20 protein-coding genes are annotated in these 16,855 nt (G+C 38.4%); 16 read left to right on the forward strand and 4 right to left on the reverse strand.

The window, feature by feature from the left end:
* Window positions 1–82: 82 nt before the first annotated feature.
* Window positions 83–634, reverse strand: a complete 552-nt coding sequence (locus tag V4T18_RS00005; RefSeq protein ID WP_332645201.1) for an ECF transporter S component — start codon at window positions 632–634, stop codon at window positions 83–85.
* 193 nt (window positions 635–827) lie between these two features.
* Between V4T18_RS00005 and V4T18_RS00010 the strand changes: the two genes are divergently transcribed.
* From V4T18_RS00010 to accC, 11 genes are all read left to right on the forward strand, one after another.
* The gene (locus V4T18_RS00010; protein ID WP_332645202.1) at window positions 828–1,676 is read left to right on the forward strand and encodes a pyridoxamine kinase; all 849 of its coding nucleotides are present in this window, start codon (window positions 828–830) and stop codon (window positions 1,674–1,676) included.
* A 204-nt stretch (window positions 1,677–1,880) separates the two neighbouring features.
* Window positions 1,881–2,894 carry an NAD(P)H-dependent flavin oxidoreductase gene (locus V4T18_RS00015; RefSeq protein WP_332645204.1) on the forward strand — a complete coding sequence of 338 codons (1,014 nt, stop codon included), beginning with the start codon at window positions 1,881–1,883 and terminating at the stop codon, window positions 2,892–2,894.
* 84 nt (window positions 2,895–2,978) lie between these two features.
* Window positions 2,979–3,497, forward strand: coding sequence for a sigma-70 family RNA polymerase sigma factor (locus V4T18_RS00020; protein ID WP_332645205.1), 519 nt, complete (start codon window positions 2,979–2,981; stop codon window positions 3,495–3,497).
* Window positions 3,490–4,851 carry a hypothetical protein gene (locus tag V4T18_RS00025; protein WP_332645207.1) on the forward strand — a complete coding sequence of 454 codons (1,362 nt, stop codon included), beginning with the start codon at window positions 3,490–3,492 and terminating at the stop codon, window positions 4,849–4,851. The genes V4T18_RS00020 and V4T18_RS00025 overlap by 8 nt, the downstream gene beginning before the upstream one ends.
* Window positions 4,852–4,994: 143 nt before the next feature.
* Entirely contained in the window at window positions 4,995–5,201 is a 207-nt protein-coding gene (locus V4T18_RS00030; RefSeq protein WP_332645208.1) for a stage III sporulation protein AC, read from the forward strand.
* A gap of 2 nt (window positions 5,202–5,203) precedes the next feature.
* Complete coding sequence (locus V4T18_RS00035) at window positions 5,204–5,581, forward strand: pyruvate formate-lyase (RefSeq protein ID WP_332645209.1); 378 nt, start codon at window positions 5,204–5,206, stop codon at window positions 5,579–5,581.
* Window positions 5,582–5,590: 9 nt separating this feature from the next.
* Window positions 5,591–6,502, forward strand: a complete 912-nt coding sequence (locus V4T18_RS00040; RefSeq protein WP_332645211.1) for a stage III sporulation protein AE — start codon at window positions 5,591–5,593, stop codon at window positions 6,500–6,502.
* Window positions 6,503–6,693: 191 nt separating this feature from the next.
* A complete protein-coding gene (locus V4T18_RS00045; protein ID WP_332645212.1) occupies window positions 6,694–7,074 on the forward strand; it encodes a hypothetical protein in 381 nt (126 codons plus the stop codon).
* Window positions 7,071–7,604, forward strand: a complete 534-nt coding sequence (locus V4T18_RS00050; RefSeq protein ID WP_332645213.1) for a SpoIIIAH-like family protein — start codon at window positions 7,071–7,073, stop codon at window positions 7,602–7,604. Before V4T18_RS00045 ends, V4T18_RS00050 begins: the two co-directional genes overlap by 4 nt.
* 197 nt (window positions 7,605–7,801) lie before the next feature.
* The gene (accB, locus tag V4T18_RS00055; RefSeq protein ID WP_332645214.1) at window positions 7,802–8,296 is read left to right on the forward strand and encodes an acetyl-CoA carboxylase biotin carboxyl carrier protein; all 495 of its coding nucleotides are present in this window, start codon (window positions 7,802–7,804) and stop codon (window positions 8,294–8,296) included.
* Between the two features lie 14 nt (window positions 8,297–8,310).
* The gene (gene accC / locus V4T18_RS00060) at window positions 8,311–9,672 is read left to right on the forward strand and encodes an acetyl-CoA carboxylase biotin carboxylase subunit (protein WP_332645215.1); all 1,362 of its coding nucleotides are present in this window, start codon (window positions 8,311–8,313) and stop codon (window positions 9,670–9,672) included.
* Between the two features lie 98 nt (window positions 9,673–9,770).
* On the opposite strand, the gene V4T18_RS00065 is transcribed toward accC, so the two are convergent.
* A complete protein-coding gene (locus V4T18_RS00065) occupies window positions 9,771–9,956 on the reverse strand; it encodes a hypothetical protein (protein WP_332645216.1) in 186 nt (61 codons plus the stop codon).
* Window positions 9,957–10,303: 347 nt separating this feature from the next.
* Between V4T18_RS00065 and V4T18_RS00070 the strand changes: the two genes are divergently transcribed.
* Window positions 10,304–10,708 carry an Asp23/Gls24 family envelope stress response protein gene (locus V4T18_RS00070; protein WP_332645217.1) on the forward strand — a complete coding sequence of 135 codons (405 nt, stop codon included), beginning with the start codon at window positions 10,304–10,306 and terminating at the stop codon, window positions 10,706–10,708.
* Between the two features lie 99 nt (window positions 10,709–10,807).
* Here V4T18_RS00070 and V4T18_RS00075 read toward each other — a convergent pair whose 3' ends face one another.
* Window positions 10,808–11,362 (reverse strand): GNAT family N-acetyltransferase, encoded by a 555-nt coding sequence (locus V4T18_RS00075; RefSeq protein WP_332645218.1) that lies wholly within the window; start codon window positions 11,360–11,362, stop codon window positions 10,808–10,810.
* 251 nt (window positions 11,363–11,613) lie between these two features.
* Between V4T18_RS00075 and V4T18_RS00080 the strand changes: the two genes are divergently transcribed.
* The 3 genes from V4T18_RS00080 to glpK are packed head-to-tail and all read left to right on the forward strand — an operon-like array spanning window position 11,614 to window position 15,563.
* Window positions 11,614–13,248 (forward strand): glycerol-3-phosphate dehydrogenase/oxidase, encoded by a 1,635-nt coding sequence (locus V4T18_RS00080; RefSeq protein WP_332645220.1) that lies wholly within the window; start codon window positions 11,614–11,616, stop codon window positions 13,246–13,248.
* A gap of 14 nt (window positions 13,249–13,262) precedes the next feature.
* Window positions 13,263–14,060, forward strand: coding sequence for an MIP/aquaporin family protein (locus tag V4T18_RS00085; RefSeq protein ID WP_332645221.1), 798 nt, complete (start codon window positions 13,263–13,265; stop codon window positions 14,058–14,060).
* A 12-nt stretch (window positions 14,061–14,072) separates the two neighbouring features.
* Window positions 14,073–15,563, forward strand: coding sequence for a glycerol kinase GlpK (gene glpK, locus V4T18_RS00090; protein ID WP_332645222.1), 1,491 nt, complete (start codon window positions 14,073–14,075; stop codon window positions 15,561–15,563).
* A 51-nt stretch (window positions 15,564–15,614) separates the two neighbouring features.
* Here glpK and V4T18_RS00095 read toward each other — a convergent pair whose 3' ends face one another.
* Window positions 15,615–16,229 (reverse strand): hypothetical protein, encoded by a 615-nt coding sequence (locus V4T18_RS00095; protein WP_332645223.1) that lies wholly within the window; start codon window positions 16,227–16,229, stop codon window positions 15,615–15,617.
* A gap of 235 nt (window positions 16,230–16,464) precedes the next feature.
* Between V4T18_RS00095 and nusB the strand changes: the two genes are divergently transcribed.
* Window positions 16,465–16,848, forward strand: coding sequence for a transcription antitermination factor NusB (gene nusB, locus V4T18_RS00100; RefSeq protein ID WP_332645224.1), 384 nt, complete (start codon window positions 16,465–16,467; stop codon window positions 16,846–16,848).
* Window positions 16,849–16,855 lie beyond the last annotated feature (7 nt).

Genomic DNA, 16,855 nt, shown 5'->3' on the forward strand with positions numbered 1-16,855 from the left:
TTCAACAAGTTGCCTAGGCTTTTTTCAAAATGTCCTTTACAAAGGGTACACTTTAAACTGAGGAGGCGTGTTTCCTTTGGTATTAAAAATTCTTTTTAAAATAAGGCGTTTTTTTCAGTACGATACAAACTGGAATTGCGATGATTAAACCAACAACACATTGAATTACATCTCCAGGTATTGATGCCATTGGGGCAATCCAGCTATTAAACATGATTGCTTGACCAACGTAATAAACTGAGATCATTACCGGCATTGAAACAACTGCTGCTATTATGTTTAATGTGATGTTGTTGCCTTTATTTCCGTTAGACCAAGCGATTTTCCCAACGATATAGCCTTGAAGTGCCCGTGCAATGATTGTTGTCGGTGCCCAAATTAACCAGCCACCTACGATATCGAATAAGCCCATTCCGATTGCTCCAGCCAATGCACCCTTTTTTGGTCCAAATAATATCGCCGCAATAAATAGCATCGCCGTACCTAAGTGAATCAGTCCACCTTGTCCGATCGGCAGCTTAATATTAATAAATACTGTTGCAACAAAAACAAGTGCTGCTAGTATTGCCGTAATGACTAAATCAAGTGTTTTCGTCCGTAATTTTGTAAACGACTGACTTTGAATATTTTGCATCTTTCTCTTCCTCACTATTTTGAATTCTGAGATAACTTTAGCAGAGGATTGACTATCATAAAAGTGTCAATTTGACAAAAAAATATAAGGTCAGATTGAACGTGTAAGTGTCAGAGCAAAGGTACATTTTCGACTTCTGTTATTTATGATACGATAAAAGTATTGAAGAGAGATGAGTTAGGTGGAGTGTTTTATGAAAAAAGTTGCAGTTATTCAGGATATGTCATCCTTTGGGAAGTGCTCATTAACAGCTGCGTTGCCAGTTCTATCAGTGATGGGGGTTCAGGCAGTACCCTTACCGACCGCAATCTTAACCTCGCAAACGGGGTATCCGAGCTTTTATTGCGAGGATCTGACCGCAAAGATGGATCACTTTGTAACGGAGTGGCGTAAGCTTGGGGCATCCTTTGATGGTATTCATACTGGCTTTGTCACAGGAAAAGAGCAAATCGATAATATTTTTCAGTTTTTAAATGAGTTTCATACGAGTGATACGACGTTGCTAGTTGATCCAGTGATGGGAGATATGGGTGAGGTGTATAAACTGTATACAGGCGAGCTGCTTGATCGAATGAAAGAGCTTGTAAAGCGGGCAGATATGATTACGCCCAATACGACGGAATGCTGCTTGCTAACAGGTCTTTCTTATGAAAAGCTACATAGTTATAAAGAGCAAAAGGATTATATACAAGCACTCGAGGAGGCCGGTCAGAAGTTGCACCAGGCCACAGGGGCAAAGGTCATTATTACCGGCTTGAACCCACCAGGTGCAGATTCAGACAAACGAAATGTCGGGAATATGTATATTGATTCGAATCGTTCATTCTATAGCTTACGTGAATATAACGGAGAAAGTTATTCTGGCACAGGTGACTTATTCGCATCCGTTATCATGGGCGGTATGATGCGGGGGCAGGATTTAGTTCAGTCGATGAAGCTTGCGGAGTCATTCCTTGCAGCCGCAATTGATGATACATCACAGGAAAGAATTCCGCGAGAAGCTGGTGTGAATTTTGAAAAGTACTTACGGATGTTGTTGTAAATATCTTTTTGTTCTGAGCATGTTTTATGAAGGTGTCTATAAATATTAATAAGATCAACATAAAAGTATTTATTAATAAAACTAGTTTTTCTAACTAAATTTCGTTTTCGCATCAGGGAAATTAGATAAACATAAAATTGTTTCTCGAACCATGTGGTATATTTCCGAAGTATCCTTTACAATTTTTGTATGGGGTGATGGTTAATGCTGAAAAAATTTAATATTGAAAAACCGATTATTCAAGCACCAATGGCAGGGGCGACGTCTCCTCGTTTTGTGGCAGCTTGCTGTGAGGCAGGTGTCCTAGGTAGTATAGGAGCTGGATATTTAAATGGTGAAGAAACAAGAGACTTTATTCGGGAAGTCAAGAAACTAACGGATAAGCCGTTTTCCGTGAATTTATTTATCCAAGAGGAGCCTCAGATTGACATTGGAGTACTACAAGATGCTCGAATGGCACTTCAGCCGATTTATGAGGAGCTTGGGATTGAGGGCGTTTCGAAGGTTATTTCAGACGAGGTATTTTCTGGGCAAGTACAAGCTGTAATTGATGAAAAGGTACCGATTCTCTCCTTTACATTTGGCATTCCTGAGCAAGAGGTAATTAAACGCTTAAAGGATAACGGCGTTTTTGTAATCGGTACGGCAACTACACTTGAAGAAGCAATCGCGGTGGAGAGAGCCGGCTTACAGGCGGTCGTTTTACAAGGAAGTGAGGCGGGTGGTCATCGTGGGTCATTTACTGAGCCACTGCAGCTTGTTCCACTACGTGAATTAATGGGAAATGTAGTCAGTGGGGTGTCGATTCCAATCATTGCAGCAGGCGGCATTATGACGAGTGAGCATGTGGGAGAAATGCTTAATCTTGGTGCAGGTGCTGTTCAGGTGGGTACAGCACTATTAACAGCTGAAGAAAGTGAAGTGAATGAGCTGCATAAAGAAGCCATTCTTCACTCTAAGGAAAAGGATACGACATTAACGAAAGCATTTACTGGTAAATATGCGCGCGGTTTGAAGAATACATTTACCGAGGCGCTAAAGGATGCCGTTGTTGCACCATATCCATTACAGCATCATTTAACAATCACGATCCGGCAAAAGAGTGGTAAAATCGGAAAGCCAGAGTACTTATCACTCTGGATGGGTGAAAACAGCTATATGGCGAAACGGGCACCTGTACACATATTATTAGATGAACTTACTCGAAATTTAGACTGAGAAATTTTTCTCAGTCTTTTTTCATTTCATTAAAACGAAGCGTCAACCACAATCGTCTAATATGTAAAGAAAGGAAGGGGAATCGTGAGTCGGATTTCTGAAGAGACTTTTAGGGAATTGATGGAACTGTATACCGAACCACTTTTGAAGATTGCCTATTTATATGTGCATGATTGGCAGGCAGCAGAGGACCTTGTGCAAGACATGTTTCTTACGTACTATGAAAAATCCTCACAATTTGCAGCACGCGCCTCAATTAAAACGTACTTAACAAGAATGCTCATCAATAAGTGTAAGGATTATTTAAAAAGCTGGCGCTATCGTACACATCTATTGACCAATAAGTTTTTCACTAAAAGTAGCGAGCGAAATCGAATCGTCGAAAGGGATGAACGGTTGCAGCTTGCGGAAGCAGTGCTCGGATTACCACTCCCATATCGTGAAGTAATTATCTTTTACTATTTCGAGGAGCTGACGGTGGCAGAGACCGCTGTCACATTAGCCCTATCAGAAAATACGGTAAAAACGCGCTTACGGAAAGCAAGGCAGCTGCTAAAGGATCGGTTAATCGATGAACGTTGGGAGGTGCTAGCAGATGAATGATATTAAGGATGCGTTGCTTTCGAAAATGGGGAATACAAAGGAAAGGGCGATTCGTGTGAGAAAAAAGGTAAATCAACAAAAACGCAAGAACAACAGGAATAGGTTTTACTATGTAGCGTTATCAATCGTCACGACAGCGGTGCTTCTTTTTTTACTCTATCCATTATTCGATCAGGAGCAACAAACAGCCATTGAAAAACCAACCCCAACTTACGAGGATGAGTTAAAGGCTTATTTTATGGAAGATGGAACAACCGCCTATTACAAAGGTGTCGGCAATGAGTTTGCTAGCTATAGAGAAACAACGTACTGGCTATCAGATCGATATGTACAGCTTATAAAGGATAATGGCGGAGCAGTTGTGGAGAGGGTATATCGAATTACGGAAGATGAAATTAGGTTAGTGCTAGAAGAGGAGATTGCAGAAGAGACAGTAAGAACGACCGATATTGATAAGCTTGAAGGGATGGCAACTCAATCGGTCTTTTTAAAACTACCGATAGAACAGGGAATGAAACTAGGAAATCAAACGGTTGTAGAAACTGATGGGAATCTGGAAACAGTTTTTGGTGAGTTTTCTCATGTGCTCGTGTTACGTGAAGAAAGTGACGCATCTCAAAACGACGTATTTCTTGCAAAAAACTATGGTGTTATTAAGCATAACTTTAAAAGTAAAGAGGATAATTATGTTGTGAGCTCAGAGTTGGCGTCAATTGGTACACCTTATGTGGAGCAAGAGGAGGAAGTTAACGTTGAAGTACCTGTTAATGCAGAAATGCCTGATACTGTAACCGTAAAAAGTAAGCTAACAGGGGAAGCGAAATCATTTATTGTAGCCGATATGCCACCGATAAGAGAGCGTCTTCAGGAAAGTAGTGATTACGGACTTGAAGTTAGCAAGATGGCTTATATAGAACTCTATTTACCAGACTCCTCTGCTAAATATTTCTTCCTGGAAACTGCGTGTGAACAGAATACTTGCAATGTTTTTTTAGTGAAAGAATCGACAGCGGGGATACAAACTTTAGCTATTGGGGAAGGGCTAGTCGATGAATATGCAGAATTCTCTCCGAATATGAAACGAGCACTAATCCGATTTGCAAAAATCACCTCAGAAGAAGTGATTCGTCACAGACTAGTTGCAGTTGATTTATCAACAATGAAGCTGTTAAATCCAGCATCAGGAAAAGAATATTTTATGGAGTACACATTACCAATTGAAAAATATAACTGGTTAAACGATGAGAGGATTAGTATTTTAACTGCTGATATTGACAGCTATACAGACAAAGATATTCGGACATGGCGCTCTGGTGCAAAAGATTTACGCGAAATTCAAATTACAATCCAATAAAAATATGCCGCGCAGGAAGGTCTTGCGCGGTTTTCTTCTATTATAAATCTTATGTTTTATTAATTGGGAAAATCGAATAGTTAATAAATGTTCTGAATAAATGCACGTCTTCATATAATACGGTACACGAGGAGGCAAAAAAAGTGGAGCTACAAGATGTATTAAGAGTTGCTGGTGTAGGGCTTGTGATTGCGTTATTACATGTATTCTTTGAGCAGACTGGGAAGAAGGAGTTTTCGTTTTTCTTATTTTTCATTGCCTATTTATATATGACAGCCGAATTAATTCGGTTTTTACGTCTATTCTTTGATGAAATCGCATTATTTTTACGCTGGTTAACTGCCTCTTAACGATGGTACTTCTACTATATTCTATTATATTACTACTACTCCTTCTATTAATTAAAGGTTCTATGGACAAGCTGACACCAATATTTACTGTGATGTTCTTTTTTATATTTTTCGAGCGTGTGTATTCATTATTGCTACGCCCATTTTTAAGTGAACTAGCACAAATGACAAATGGTCTTCCTTACAGTCGCTTATTATTGTATTCGGCATTTTTGTTTATATTAGGAAAATTATTTGGAGCTCTTTTAGAACAAAATGAACATGACGCGCTAGCCGAGCTTGTACAATTGGCAGTGCGTATTTTTATTCTTAGTTTATGGCTGAAGGAAATGGCACCCATTTTTTCGAAGCTGTCCAAGCTACTACAAATGCTTCAATAGGAGTTTTCAATGGAACAATTACTTGCACCGTTAACGTCGCCGATTTCACAAGCATTGCAAATTGTTTTATTAGTGTTATTGTATGTTCTCTTTTATTTAATGCTAGAAGCGTTCGATTCCAAAAGAATGAATTTGTATACAACGATATTACTTTTTTTATTATTAATGGCGTTAGGGGATATGGTTGTTGAGGCATTCGTCACCTTGCATAATTTAGCTTCAGTATTTTCGGCATTTTTTTTAGCACTAATCCCTATCGTAACTTCCGTGTTAGTTGTTATGCAATCTGTGCTATCACTGATTGCCTGGAGCCCGGTTATTATTTTCATTATCGAACTGCTCGTTTATATTTGTGAAAAATTGCTCATCCCTGGGCTCGTTCTTTCTGTGCTACTCGATATTTGTACACGAATCCTACCTGAAATTTCATTTGCAAAAGCAGCCGAACTGATACGAAAAGTCATATTAAGCTTAATTACGGCAGCCATCATCGGACTCAGTTCAATTTTGTCTTTTTCCTCTGTTGCCTTTTATACATTAAATGAGGCTCTAGCTTCACCTATAAAAAAAATAATAGAGCAAAATATTCCTATTATCGGTTCTTTACTAGTACAGGGTATTTCATTATTAAAAAAATTCCAATCCACAGCTACTACACTAACGGGCCTTTCAACGATCACAACTGTATTAGTAGTTGCCTTCTATCCAGCGTTAACCCTACTCATATATGCGTTTACTTTCAAGTTTGCGGCAGCAGTATCAGAACCATTTACAAATAGTCGAATAAGTGGACTTCTCGATGATATTGGTAAATCGTTACTAATCCTTTGTGCTGTTGCTATTTTACTAGCAGTTGGATTTATTGTTGTCTGGTTACTACTGTTTTTAATGCTTCAAATCGGAATGGGGAAAAGTCTATGATGGAATTTCTGTCAATCATATTACTTGGAAGAGTTTTATTACATTTGACCGAGGAAGCACAGTTTATTGTCTATATTAAACTAGCCATTTTCGTTTCACTTTTTTTCTTAATTAGTAAAATCCTAAAGTATATTTACGATATTGTGCTCATACAATAGGGTGACTTGTATAGAAAGGGGTGCAAGCAATATGTGGGACAACAAAAGCTTAGTATAATTTTAGTCGTTGTAGTTGCGGTAACACTATTTTTCTTTCTTCAGACAACTAATAGTGTGCCAGAAAAAGAGCAAGGTATAGAGGCACAGCTAGCAGCAACGCTTTCAAAAATTGCAGGCGTTGGACAAGTAGAAGTGTATTTACATGCTGAAACAATCCAAAATGAACGTTCTATTTTAAGTAGCTATTTCGAAGATTCTAGTAATAACCCATCCTATACAGGTGTATTAATTGTTTCGGAAGGTGCAGACTCGATGGAGATAAAGCGCCAACTAACAGACACGGTTAGTCGGGTATTGCAATTGCCGGCCCATCGTATTGTTATATTACCAATGGAAAAAGGGGGATCACAATGAAAGTGAAAAGAAGAACAGTATGGTTTTTAACGTTGCTAAGCTTAGCAGCAGTAATCTCAGTGTATTATTTATTTGAGCCAACAAATAAAATTGATTTTACAACTATTTTCTCTGATGGTGATTTGGACGAGACTATTTTAACAGGTGTTGATGACTCAAAGGCTGTAGAATCAGATAGCTATGTATTTGAGGAAATGCGTATGGAAATAGACAATGAAAGAAGTCAGCTTCGTGATCAGCTTGTAGCTAAAATGGCATCAGAGCAATATTCAGCAGAGGAAAAAAACGAAGCATTTAATGATATGAATAATTTAATAAAGCTTGAATCATCTGAGGCGATGTTGGAAATGCTAATCAAATCACTAGGCTATTCAGATACATTGGTACGTATTGAAGGGGAAAAGGTAGCAGTATCGGTCATGACTAATGAAATCTCACCTGCACAGGCAAATGAAATTGTATATATCGTTAGATCAGAACTAGAAGATGCCGTTGATGTTTCAGTAAAACCACAATCATCTTACTATTAATGTAAAAGAGGGTCGGAAAATTCTATATTTTCAGTGTTGTTATATAGCAGGGAAATGCAATTTTGTATTGAATATGTAAGCGTTTGTACTTATTTATGTGAAATTTTTTTAATTTTTAAAATACCTATTTCAAAATCATAAAATAAATTATACAATAGAACTCGTAGTTTAAAATTACGTTTAAGGGAGAGTTATTAATGTTCAAAGTCCAAGAAATCCGTGAAATTATCAAATTAGTTGATGCTTCAACAATTGACGAATTCGTATACGAAGCAGACGGCGCAAAAGTTAAACTAAAAAAGAATGGTGTAGTTACTGAAGTAGTCTCACCTAAAAAAGAAGCTGTAGCAGCTCCTGTTGTACAACAAACTCCAGCAGCACCAGCTCCTGCAGCGGCTCCTGCACCAGTTAAAGAAGAAGCTCCAGCAGCACCAGTAAGCGCAGATGCAGACTTACATAAAATCACATCACCAATGGTAGGTACGTTCTATCAAGCTCCATCACCAGACTCACCTGCATACGTGAAGGTTGGAGATAAAGTAGGCGAAGAATCAATCGTATGTATCGTAGAAGCAATGAAATTATTCAACGAAATCGAAGCTGAAATCACAGGTGAAATCGTAGAAATACTAGTTAAAGACGGTCAATTAGTAGAATACGGTCAACCATTATTCTTAGTGAAACCTGAGTAAGGAGCGCTACTAACATGAAAAAAGTATTAATTGCAAACCGTGGTGAAATTGCAGTACGTATTATTCGTGCATGTAAAGAACTAGGTATTTCAACAGTCGCAGTATATTCAGAGGCAGATGCTGATGCACTTCACGTAAAGCTTGCAGACGAGGCATATTGCATTGGTCCAAAATTATCGAAAGACTCATATTTAAGTTTCCCAGCTGTATTAGGCGTAGCGCAAAAAACAGGTGCTGACGGCATTCACCCTGGCTACGGGTTCCTAGCAGAAAACGCTGATTTTGCAGAGGCTTGTGAAAACGCTGGTATTAAATTTATCGGTCCATCATCACACTCAATCAAAATCATGGGTATTAAAGACGTTGCGCGTTCTGAAATGGAAAAAGCAAACGTTCCTTTAGTTCCAGGTACAGGTATCGTTCCTGATATCGAAACAGGTAAAGAATGGGCTGCAAAAATCGGTTACCCAGTTATCATCAAAGCAACTGCTGGTGGTGGCGGTAAAGGGATCCGTGTAGCTCGTACAGAAGAAGATCTTGTAAAAGGTATCGAAATTACACAAAAAGAGGCTGCTGCAGCATTCGGTAACCCAGGTGTATACTTAGAGAAATTTATCGAGTTCTTCCGTCACTGTGAAATTCAAGTATTAGCAGATGGTCATGGAAATGTTGTTCACCTTGGTGAGCGTGACTGTACAGTTCAACGTCGTATGCAAAAACTTGTTGAAGAAGCTCCATCTCCAGCGTTATCAGAAGAACGCCGTGCAGAAATGGGTGAAGCAGCAGTTAAAGCAGCTATTGCTTGTAACTATGAGGGTGCTGGTACGATTGAGTTTATCTACGACTATCAGGAAGACCGTTTCTACTTCATGGAAATGAACACTCGTATCCAAGTAGAGCATCCAGTAACTGAAATGATCACTGGTGTTGACTTAGTTCAACAACAATTAAAAATTGCTAGTGGAGCTAAGCTTCCATTCAAGCAAAAAGATATTAAAATCAATGGTTGGGCAATTGAGTGCCGTATCAACGCTGAGAACGCATACAAAAACTTCATGCCATCAGCTGGTACAGTAGACACTTACGTAACACCAGGTGGTTACGGAGTACGTATCGATTCAGCAGTATACGCTGGCTACACAATCCCACCATTCTACGATTCAATGGTTGCAAAGCTAATCGTTCACGCAGATACTCGTGAAGAAGCAATTGCAAAAATGAACCGTGCACTTTCTGAGTTCGAAGTTTCTGGTCCTGGAATCAACACGACAATTCCATTCCACCAAGCACTAATGAACAACGAAGTATTCCAATCTGCTAAATTCAATACGAAGTTCCTAGAAGAGAACGATGTATTAGGTGTAGCAAAAAAATAATTGTTTCGTAGATTCGAAACAACCAAATATAAAAACCTTCTAACTTTTTGGAGTTAGAGGGTTTTTATTGTTAAGGGCCATCTTTAATTGATTCCCTTCTAGTTTCTCTTCATATCAAAAAAGGCTATAGTTCCGCATATTATTACACCTAATCCAAATAAAGCAGTCATAAACCAATCATCGCCCCAATTTCTTATGGCACTATACAAGCAACCTAAAGCAACAGCTAGTGCAGCGAATTTAGATCTCCATTTTTCTATTTTTGAAGCTTTTTCGTTAGACAAAATATTTTCCTCCAATACTGTGGCTATATGCTAAAGGGATATTTGATAAATATAATACCTCGTAGGAGCCCTGGTCGAACAATAGTCGCCAATCTATAAAACTTCATTTTAGGCATAAAACAATCTTAAAATAGTATAACACGTTGGAAGATAAATGGTAAAATAGAGGCAATTGATGTTGCTTTTACTATCTGTTGATTCCAGGGATTTATAAATCATAATCAATCATTTATCAATTTATCTATACTTTCCGAAAGCGCCTGGATAAAAAGTGTAGTATACTATAGAGGTAGATAAGTGTTGGGAAGAAACGGCTTGTTTCTTTGCCTAAAGAGAGGATGGAAATGATGGCTGAGAAAATAACAAAATCATTTGCACAATCAACACCGGTTGGAAAAGAAGAGTTAGGGCAAATTGAGGTAGCACCAGAAGTAATTGAAGTTATCGCTGGTATTGCGACGACGGATGTTGAGGGTGTAGCAGCAACACGTGGTAACTTTGCATCAGGTGTTGTTGAACGCTTCGGTAAAAAAGTGCATTCTAAGGGAATAAAAACATCCACAACAGATGAAGGGCAGCTTGTTATTGACGTGTTCTGCTCCGTGAAATATGGTTTCTCCATTCCAAAGGTTGCGAAAGAGGTACAAACTTCGATTCGCCAAGCTATATTAAATATGCTTGCGATTGAAACGAATGAAGTAAATGTACACATTACAGCAATCCAATTTGAGAATGCTCAAGTTACAGAGTAACAACTGCATAAGATAAAGGAATATAAAAACGCTTGGGAAAAAATCCAAGCGTTTTTATATTCAGTTTTAATAAATAATGACAAGCATCTATTTGTCCGTTTACTTTGAATTTATAAAGTAAATTAAGTTGTCAGTCCATTCATCAAATTCGAAAATAAATCCTTTTCTTACACATTCAAATCTCATACCAACACTTTCTGCTAATTTTATTGAAGGTGTATTATCGAGATTAATGTGTGCTTCGATACGGTGGTAATGTAGTTTTTCAAAAGCGAGTCTTATTGCACCTTTTACAGACTCCTTACCATATCCTTGGCTCCAAAAATGGTTGTGAATCGTATATCCACATCTTGCCCATTGAAATTCATCCCTCATAATGGTTGAGAAATCAACTGTACCTAAATGAACATGATCTTCTTTTCGGAAAATACCAAATACATACACTTTGTCCTCTGAAGCCATTCTTTGGTGGTTATGCACTAATTTTTCAAACCAATCTATAGTACAAATACTCATATCTATTTTACCGTCGTCATATTTGTGTTGAGAAGGCATTCGATTATTAAATTGGGTTAACCAATGCAAATAATCCTCTTTATTATATGGCCTTAATATTAATCTATTTGTTTCTAAAGAATGGTTAAACTGACTCAAATAAGCATCTCCTTACGTAGTATTTCTTTTCATATAACTATTGTTGTATTATTTTACCATAATTTTAATGAAATTATTTTTAAATATCTCTACTAAATTTTGCTTTTGGAGCGTCTTTATGACCAGCCTCCAATTTCACCTGATGCTTTTTCGCTATCTGTTTCTTCAGGTATTGAATAATTCTCGTTTAACCGCACATATAATGCACTGAAAATAGTCAATAATAATTTTTAAAACGAAGAGGTGGTATTTTGAGAACATTCTCTGTATTAGATAGGGAATTACTGATATCGAATGCTGAACAGGAAATAGTAGATTTACTTATTATTGGGGGAGGGATAACAGGGGCTGGTATTGCCTTGGATGCAGTTACTAGAGGCTTATCAGTCGTGTTAGTGGAGATGCAGGATTTTGCAAGCGGTACTTCAAGCAGGTCTACAAAGCTTGTTCATGGTGGTTTACGTTATTTAAAGCAGCTCGAGATTAAAGAGGTTGCAGAATTAGGGCGTGAACGCGAAATTGTATATGAAAACGCTCCACATGTAACGACGCCAATTTGGATGCTGCTGCCTTTTCACGAAGGTGGAACATTCGGTAAGTTTACAACATCTATCGGGTTAAATGTTTATGATAGGTTAGCGGGTGTAAAACGGAATGAGCGTCGTTTTATGCTTTCAAGAGAAGAAACGCTAGCTAGGGAGCCACTCCTAAAAGCACAAGGGTTACTTGGTGGTGGGATGTATGTCGAATATCGTACGGACGATGCAAGATTAACAATAGAGGTAATAAAAGCAGCGAATGATCGTGGAGCACAACTATTTAATTATATGAAAGCAATCGCTATTGACGCAGAAAGTTCCCCATTTATAACGGTTACTGTTGAGGATGGGCTAACAGGGAAGCGACATAACATTAGGGCAAAAAAAGTGGTGAATGCAGCGGGTCCGTGGGTTGACCAAGTACGATCTTTAGAAGGCGAGGTAAAAGGGAAGCATATCATTTTGTCTAAAGGGATTCACTTAGTGTTTGATGGTTCTGACTTCCCGTTACATCAAGCAATTTATTTTGATTCCCCAGATAATCGTATGGTCTTTGCTATTCCTCGTGATGGGAAAACGTATGTAGGTACGACGGATACGTTTTATAAAGGGGATCCGAATGATTTACGTATTACCGACGAAGACGCTGCATATATTTTACAAGCAATCTCTTATATGTTCCCTAACTTAACATTAAATAGTACACATATTGAATCGGGTTGGGTAGGTGTACGACCTCTTATTCATGAAGAGGGGAAAAGTCCATCTGAGATTTCGCGTAAGGATGAAATTTGGAAATCGAAACATGGGGTTATCACGATTGCTGGTGGCAAACTTACTGGATATCGTAAAATGGCAGAAAAAATAGTAGATGTCATTTGTCAACAATTACAGAAAGAAACTAATAATACCTATTTACCGTGTGCAACTAAAAAAATGCCTATTTCTGGTGGGGATTTGTTTGGTTCAAAGTATTTTGAGCAGTATGTTCTTGCAAAACGTGTGAAAGGGGAGATGCTTGGATTAGCTGAGGAAAGTGAGCGGCTAGTTCGACTGTATGGCACGAATATAGAAATTGTTTTTCAACATGTAAGGGAAGCAACAGGTTTACTACCTCCTGCGATATATGCACAGCTTATGTATAGTATATATAATGAATCCATTGCAAAACCGGTTGACTTCTTTATTCGTCGAACTGGCGCATTATATTTCAATATTTCCTTTGTTAATCAGTATAAATTTGATGTGATTCAAACGATGAGTAACATGTTTAATTGGTCTGAGGAAATAGAAAAGGTGTATCGGGATGAATTAGAGGATGAAATACGTATGGTAAGAGCTGAATAAAAGGAGGAGAACAATTGTCAGCTTTTTTAGGGGAAGTCATTGGTACGATGATTCTCATTTTATTTGGGGGCGGGGTCGTTGCAGGTAGTTTGCTGAAAAACTCTAAAGCTGAAAATAGTGGATGGGTAGTGATAACAATTGCCTGGGGTCTTGCTGTAGCAATTGCAGCGTATTCAGTGGGCGGGATTAGCGGCGCACATTTAAATCCTGCATTAACAATTGGACTTGCTACCATTGGAGAATTCGCTTGGAGTGATGTGCCGGTATATATTGTTGCACAAATGATTGGTGCGATTTTAGGTGGAATTATAGTATTTTTTGCTTATAGTGCACATTGGGGTTTAACGAATAATCCAGATTTAAAGCTAGCGGTGTTTGCAACAGCTCCTGCAGTCCGTAATACAGCGGCTAATATTGCAACCGAGTTAATTGGTACGTTTGCGCTTGTCCTTGGTATACTTGCAATAGGGGCAAATGAATTTACAGAAGGGTTAAATCCCATTATAGTTGGTGCACTTATTATTGGTATTGGGATGAGTTTAGGAGGACCGACTGGTTACGCAATTAATCCAGCACGTGATTTAGGCCCGCGTATCGCGCACTATTTCTTACCGATTCCTGGTAAACGTGATTCTGATTGGTCTTATTCCTGGATCCCAGTCGTAGGGCCAATTATCGGTGGGATGTTCGGCGCTTTATTTTATAAGCAATTTTTCTTAGATGAAAATACAATGTTATTCTGGATTGTATTAGTCGTTGTGTTGGCGATTTTTGCGGCAGCTTATAAATCAACAGTGAAAAGCAGTGTATAGGGGGATATAGAAATGGAAAAGTACATTATGGCACTTGATCAAGGAACGACTAGTTCAAGAGCGATTCTATTTGATAATAAAGGAAATGTTGCGCATGTTGCACAACGAGAATTTAAACAGCACTTTCCTAAATCAGGCTGGGTAGAGCATAGTCCCGCAGAAATTTGGAGTTCAATTTTATCTGTAATTGCTACAGTATTATCAGAGAATAATATTCAAGCTACTCAAATTGAGGGTATTGGTATAACGAATCAACGTGAAACGACTGTTGTATGGGATAAAAATACAGGTGAACCTATATACAATGCGATTGTATGGCAATCTCGTCAAACAGTTGAAATCTGTGAAGAGCTAAAAGAGGCTGGTCATGATGAGATGGTACGAGAAAAGACGGGCTTACTAATTGATGCCTATTTTTCTGGCACAAAAGTCAAATGGATATTGGATCATGTTGAAGGTGCTCGTGAGAAGGCTGAAAATGGTGAATTATTATTCGGCACGATTGATACGTGGGTTATTTGGAAGTTAACTGAGGGTGCTGTACATGTCACGGACTACTCTAATGCATCACGAACATTAATGTATAATATTTATGATTTGAAATGGGATGAGGATTTGCTGGAAATCTTAAATGTCCCATCATCAATGCTGCCGGAAGTTCGTCCTTCATCCGAAATTTACGGTGAAGTAGCGAGTAAACATTTCTTTGGTTATTCACCGCCAATCTCTGGAATTGCTGGGGATCAACAAGCTGCGCTGTTCGGACAGGCTTGTTATGAAAAAGGGATGGTAAAAAATACGTATGGCACAGGTTGCTTTATGTTAATGAATACAGGTGAAGAGGCCGTTCGTTCAGAGCACGGTCTACTTACAACGATTGCTTGGGGAATTGATGGTAAAGTCAATTACGCTTTAGAGGGCAGTATTTTTGTAGCAGGATCGGCTATTCAATGGTTACGCGATGGCCTACGGATGTTTAGAAGTTCTGCAGAAAGCGAAGCTTATGCAACAAAGGTTGAGGATGCGGATGGTGTTTATGTTGTACCTGCCTTCGTGGGTCTAGGAACTCCATACTGGGATAGTGATGTACGCGGAGCAGTATTTGGACTAACACGTGGTACATCGAAGGAGCATTTTGTACGTGCAACATTAGAATCTCTTGCCTACCAAACACGTGATGTATTAGATGCTATGCAATCTGATTCTGGAATCGATTTAAAAACTTTACGTGTAGATGGCGGAGCTGTTACAAATGACTTTTTAATGCAGTTCCAGGCTGATATTTTAAACGTACCAGTAGATCGTCCGGCAGTTAATGAAACAACTGCCCTAGGAGCAGCTTATTTAGCGGGTCTAGCAGTTGGCTTCTGGGAGGACCAACAATCGCTACAGGCGCATTGGCAATTAGATCAAAAATTTGACCCGGAAATGGAAGAGGATCGTCGAGAACAGCTGTTTAGTGGCTGGCATAAAGCGGTCAAAGCAGCGCAAGTATTTAAATAAATTAAAATTAAAAATACGAGAATAGCGTAAAGTGAGCTATTCTCGTATTTTTTATTGCTCGCCAATTCTAAGAAAGAAATGATAGATAGTGTAATGCTGGATGCCTCGAGCGTGCTTTAGTGCCTCTTCTCGAAATTCTTCATAACGAATTCTATCACCATCTTGGAATGCTAACACAGCCTCGATTAATGGTTTCATCCACTTCTTTGATAATCTGAATGAATTCGCGTCATTCTGATTTCCTTGAAAAGCCTGAATTAACGCTAAAGTGTATTGCCCTAGTGGCTGGTCCTTTATCGGTTCTATCGCTTTTTTTGCAGCTTCAAAATCCATTTGTAGAATAGCTCGATTCGCACCGTATGTAGCTTGCATAAGTGGTGATGGATATTTAGCGAGGATTTTATCGATTGCCTGTATTTGCTCGGATTTTGACCCATTAGGTAGTGTTAATGCGTAAGCGTAAAGGGTATGACGCTTATTGGACTTTAAGTAGCCTTGGATAAGCTTAGGGTTTTGAATATAGTAGAGAATGAAAAAAATATAGGCTAGTCGAATAAGTCCTATTATTAGGATCGTTACTACAAAAAACCAAAATGGAATCGAAAAAACCGCCATAAGTATCCCTGCAATGACCGAAAAAATAATAATACCGATTGTATAAGTCATCCTCTTACTCCTTGAAATTGAGATTGAAATTATATTTTACCAGATAATTCTATAGAGTCGTATGTTTATAGAAAAGTTATTATCGGATTATAGAATTTTTTACGCTAAATCTTTAGTAAAACAAGATTTTGCTTCTTTGCTTTGTTGTAATTATCAAAATTTAATTCATACTGTGTTAAGACAGTTAAAATGTGCTATTATAGGACTTAATGCCACCAAAGAAGGAGATTTATGAATGAAACGACATGATGCGCGTCAAAAAGCGTTGCAAGTATTGTTTCAACTAGACAGCACGGAGCTTTCAATTGATGAAGCAATCGGTCACGTTCTTCAGGATGAAGAGACAGATGCTTTTTTTGAAGGGCTTGTTCGTGGAACAGTTGAACAAAAGGAAAAAATCGACGTAGCGCTAGAAGATAAGCTTGAAAACTGGACGCTTGCTCGTCTACCTAAAATTGAAAGAACGGTATTACGTTTATCAGTTTACGAATTATTATTTATGAGAGATACACCGAGTCGTGTCGTGTTAAACGAAGCAATTGAACTGTGTAAAATATTTAGCGATGAAAAATCAAGCAAATTCGTTAACGGTGTACTTTCTAAATTTACACAACAATAAGTAGTGA

The organism is Lysinibacillus sp. 54212, assembly GCF_036662795.1.
Taxonomy (GTDB): Bacteria; Bacillota; Bacilli; order Bacillales_A; family Planococcaceae; genus Lysinibacillus_B.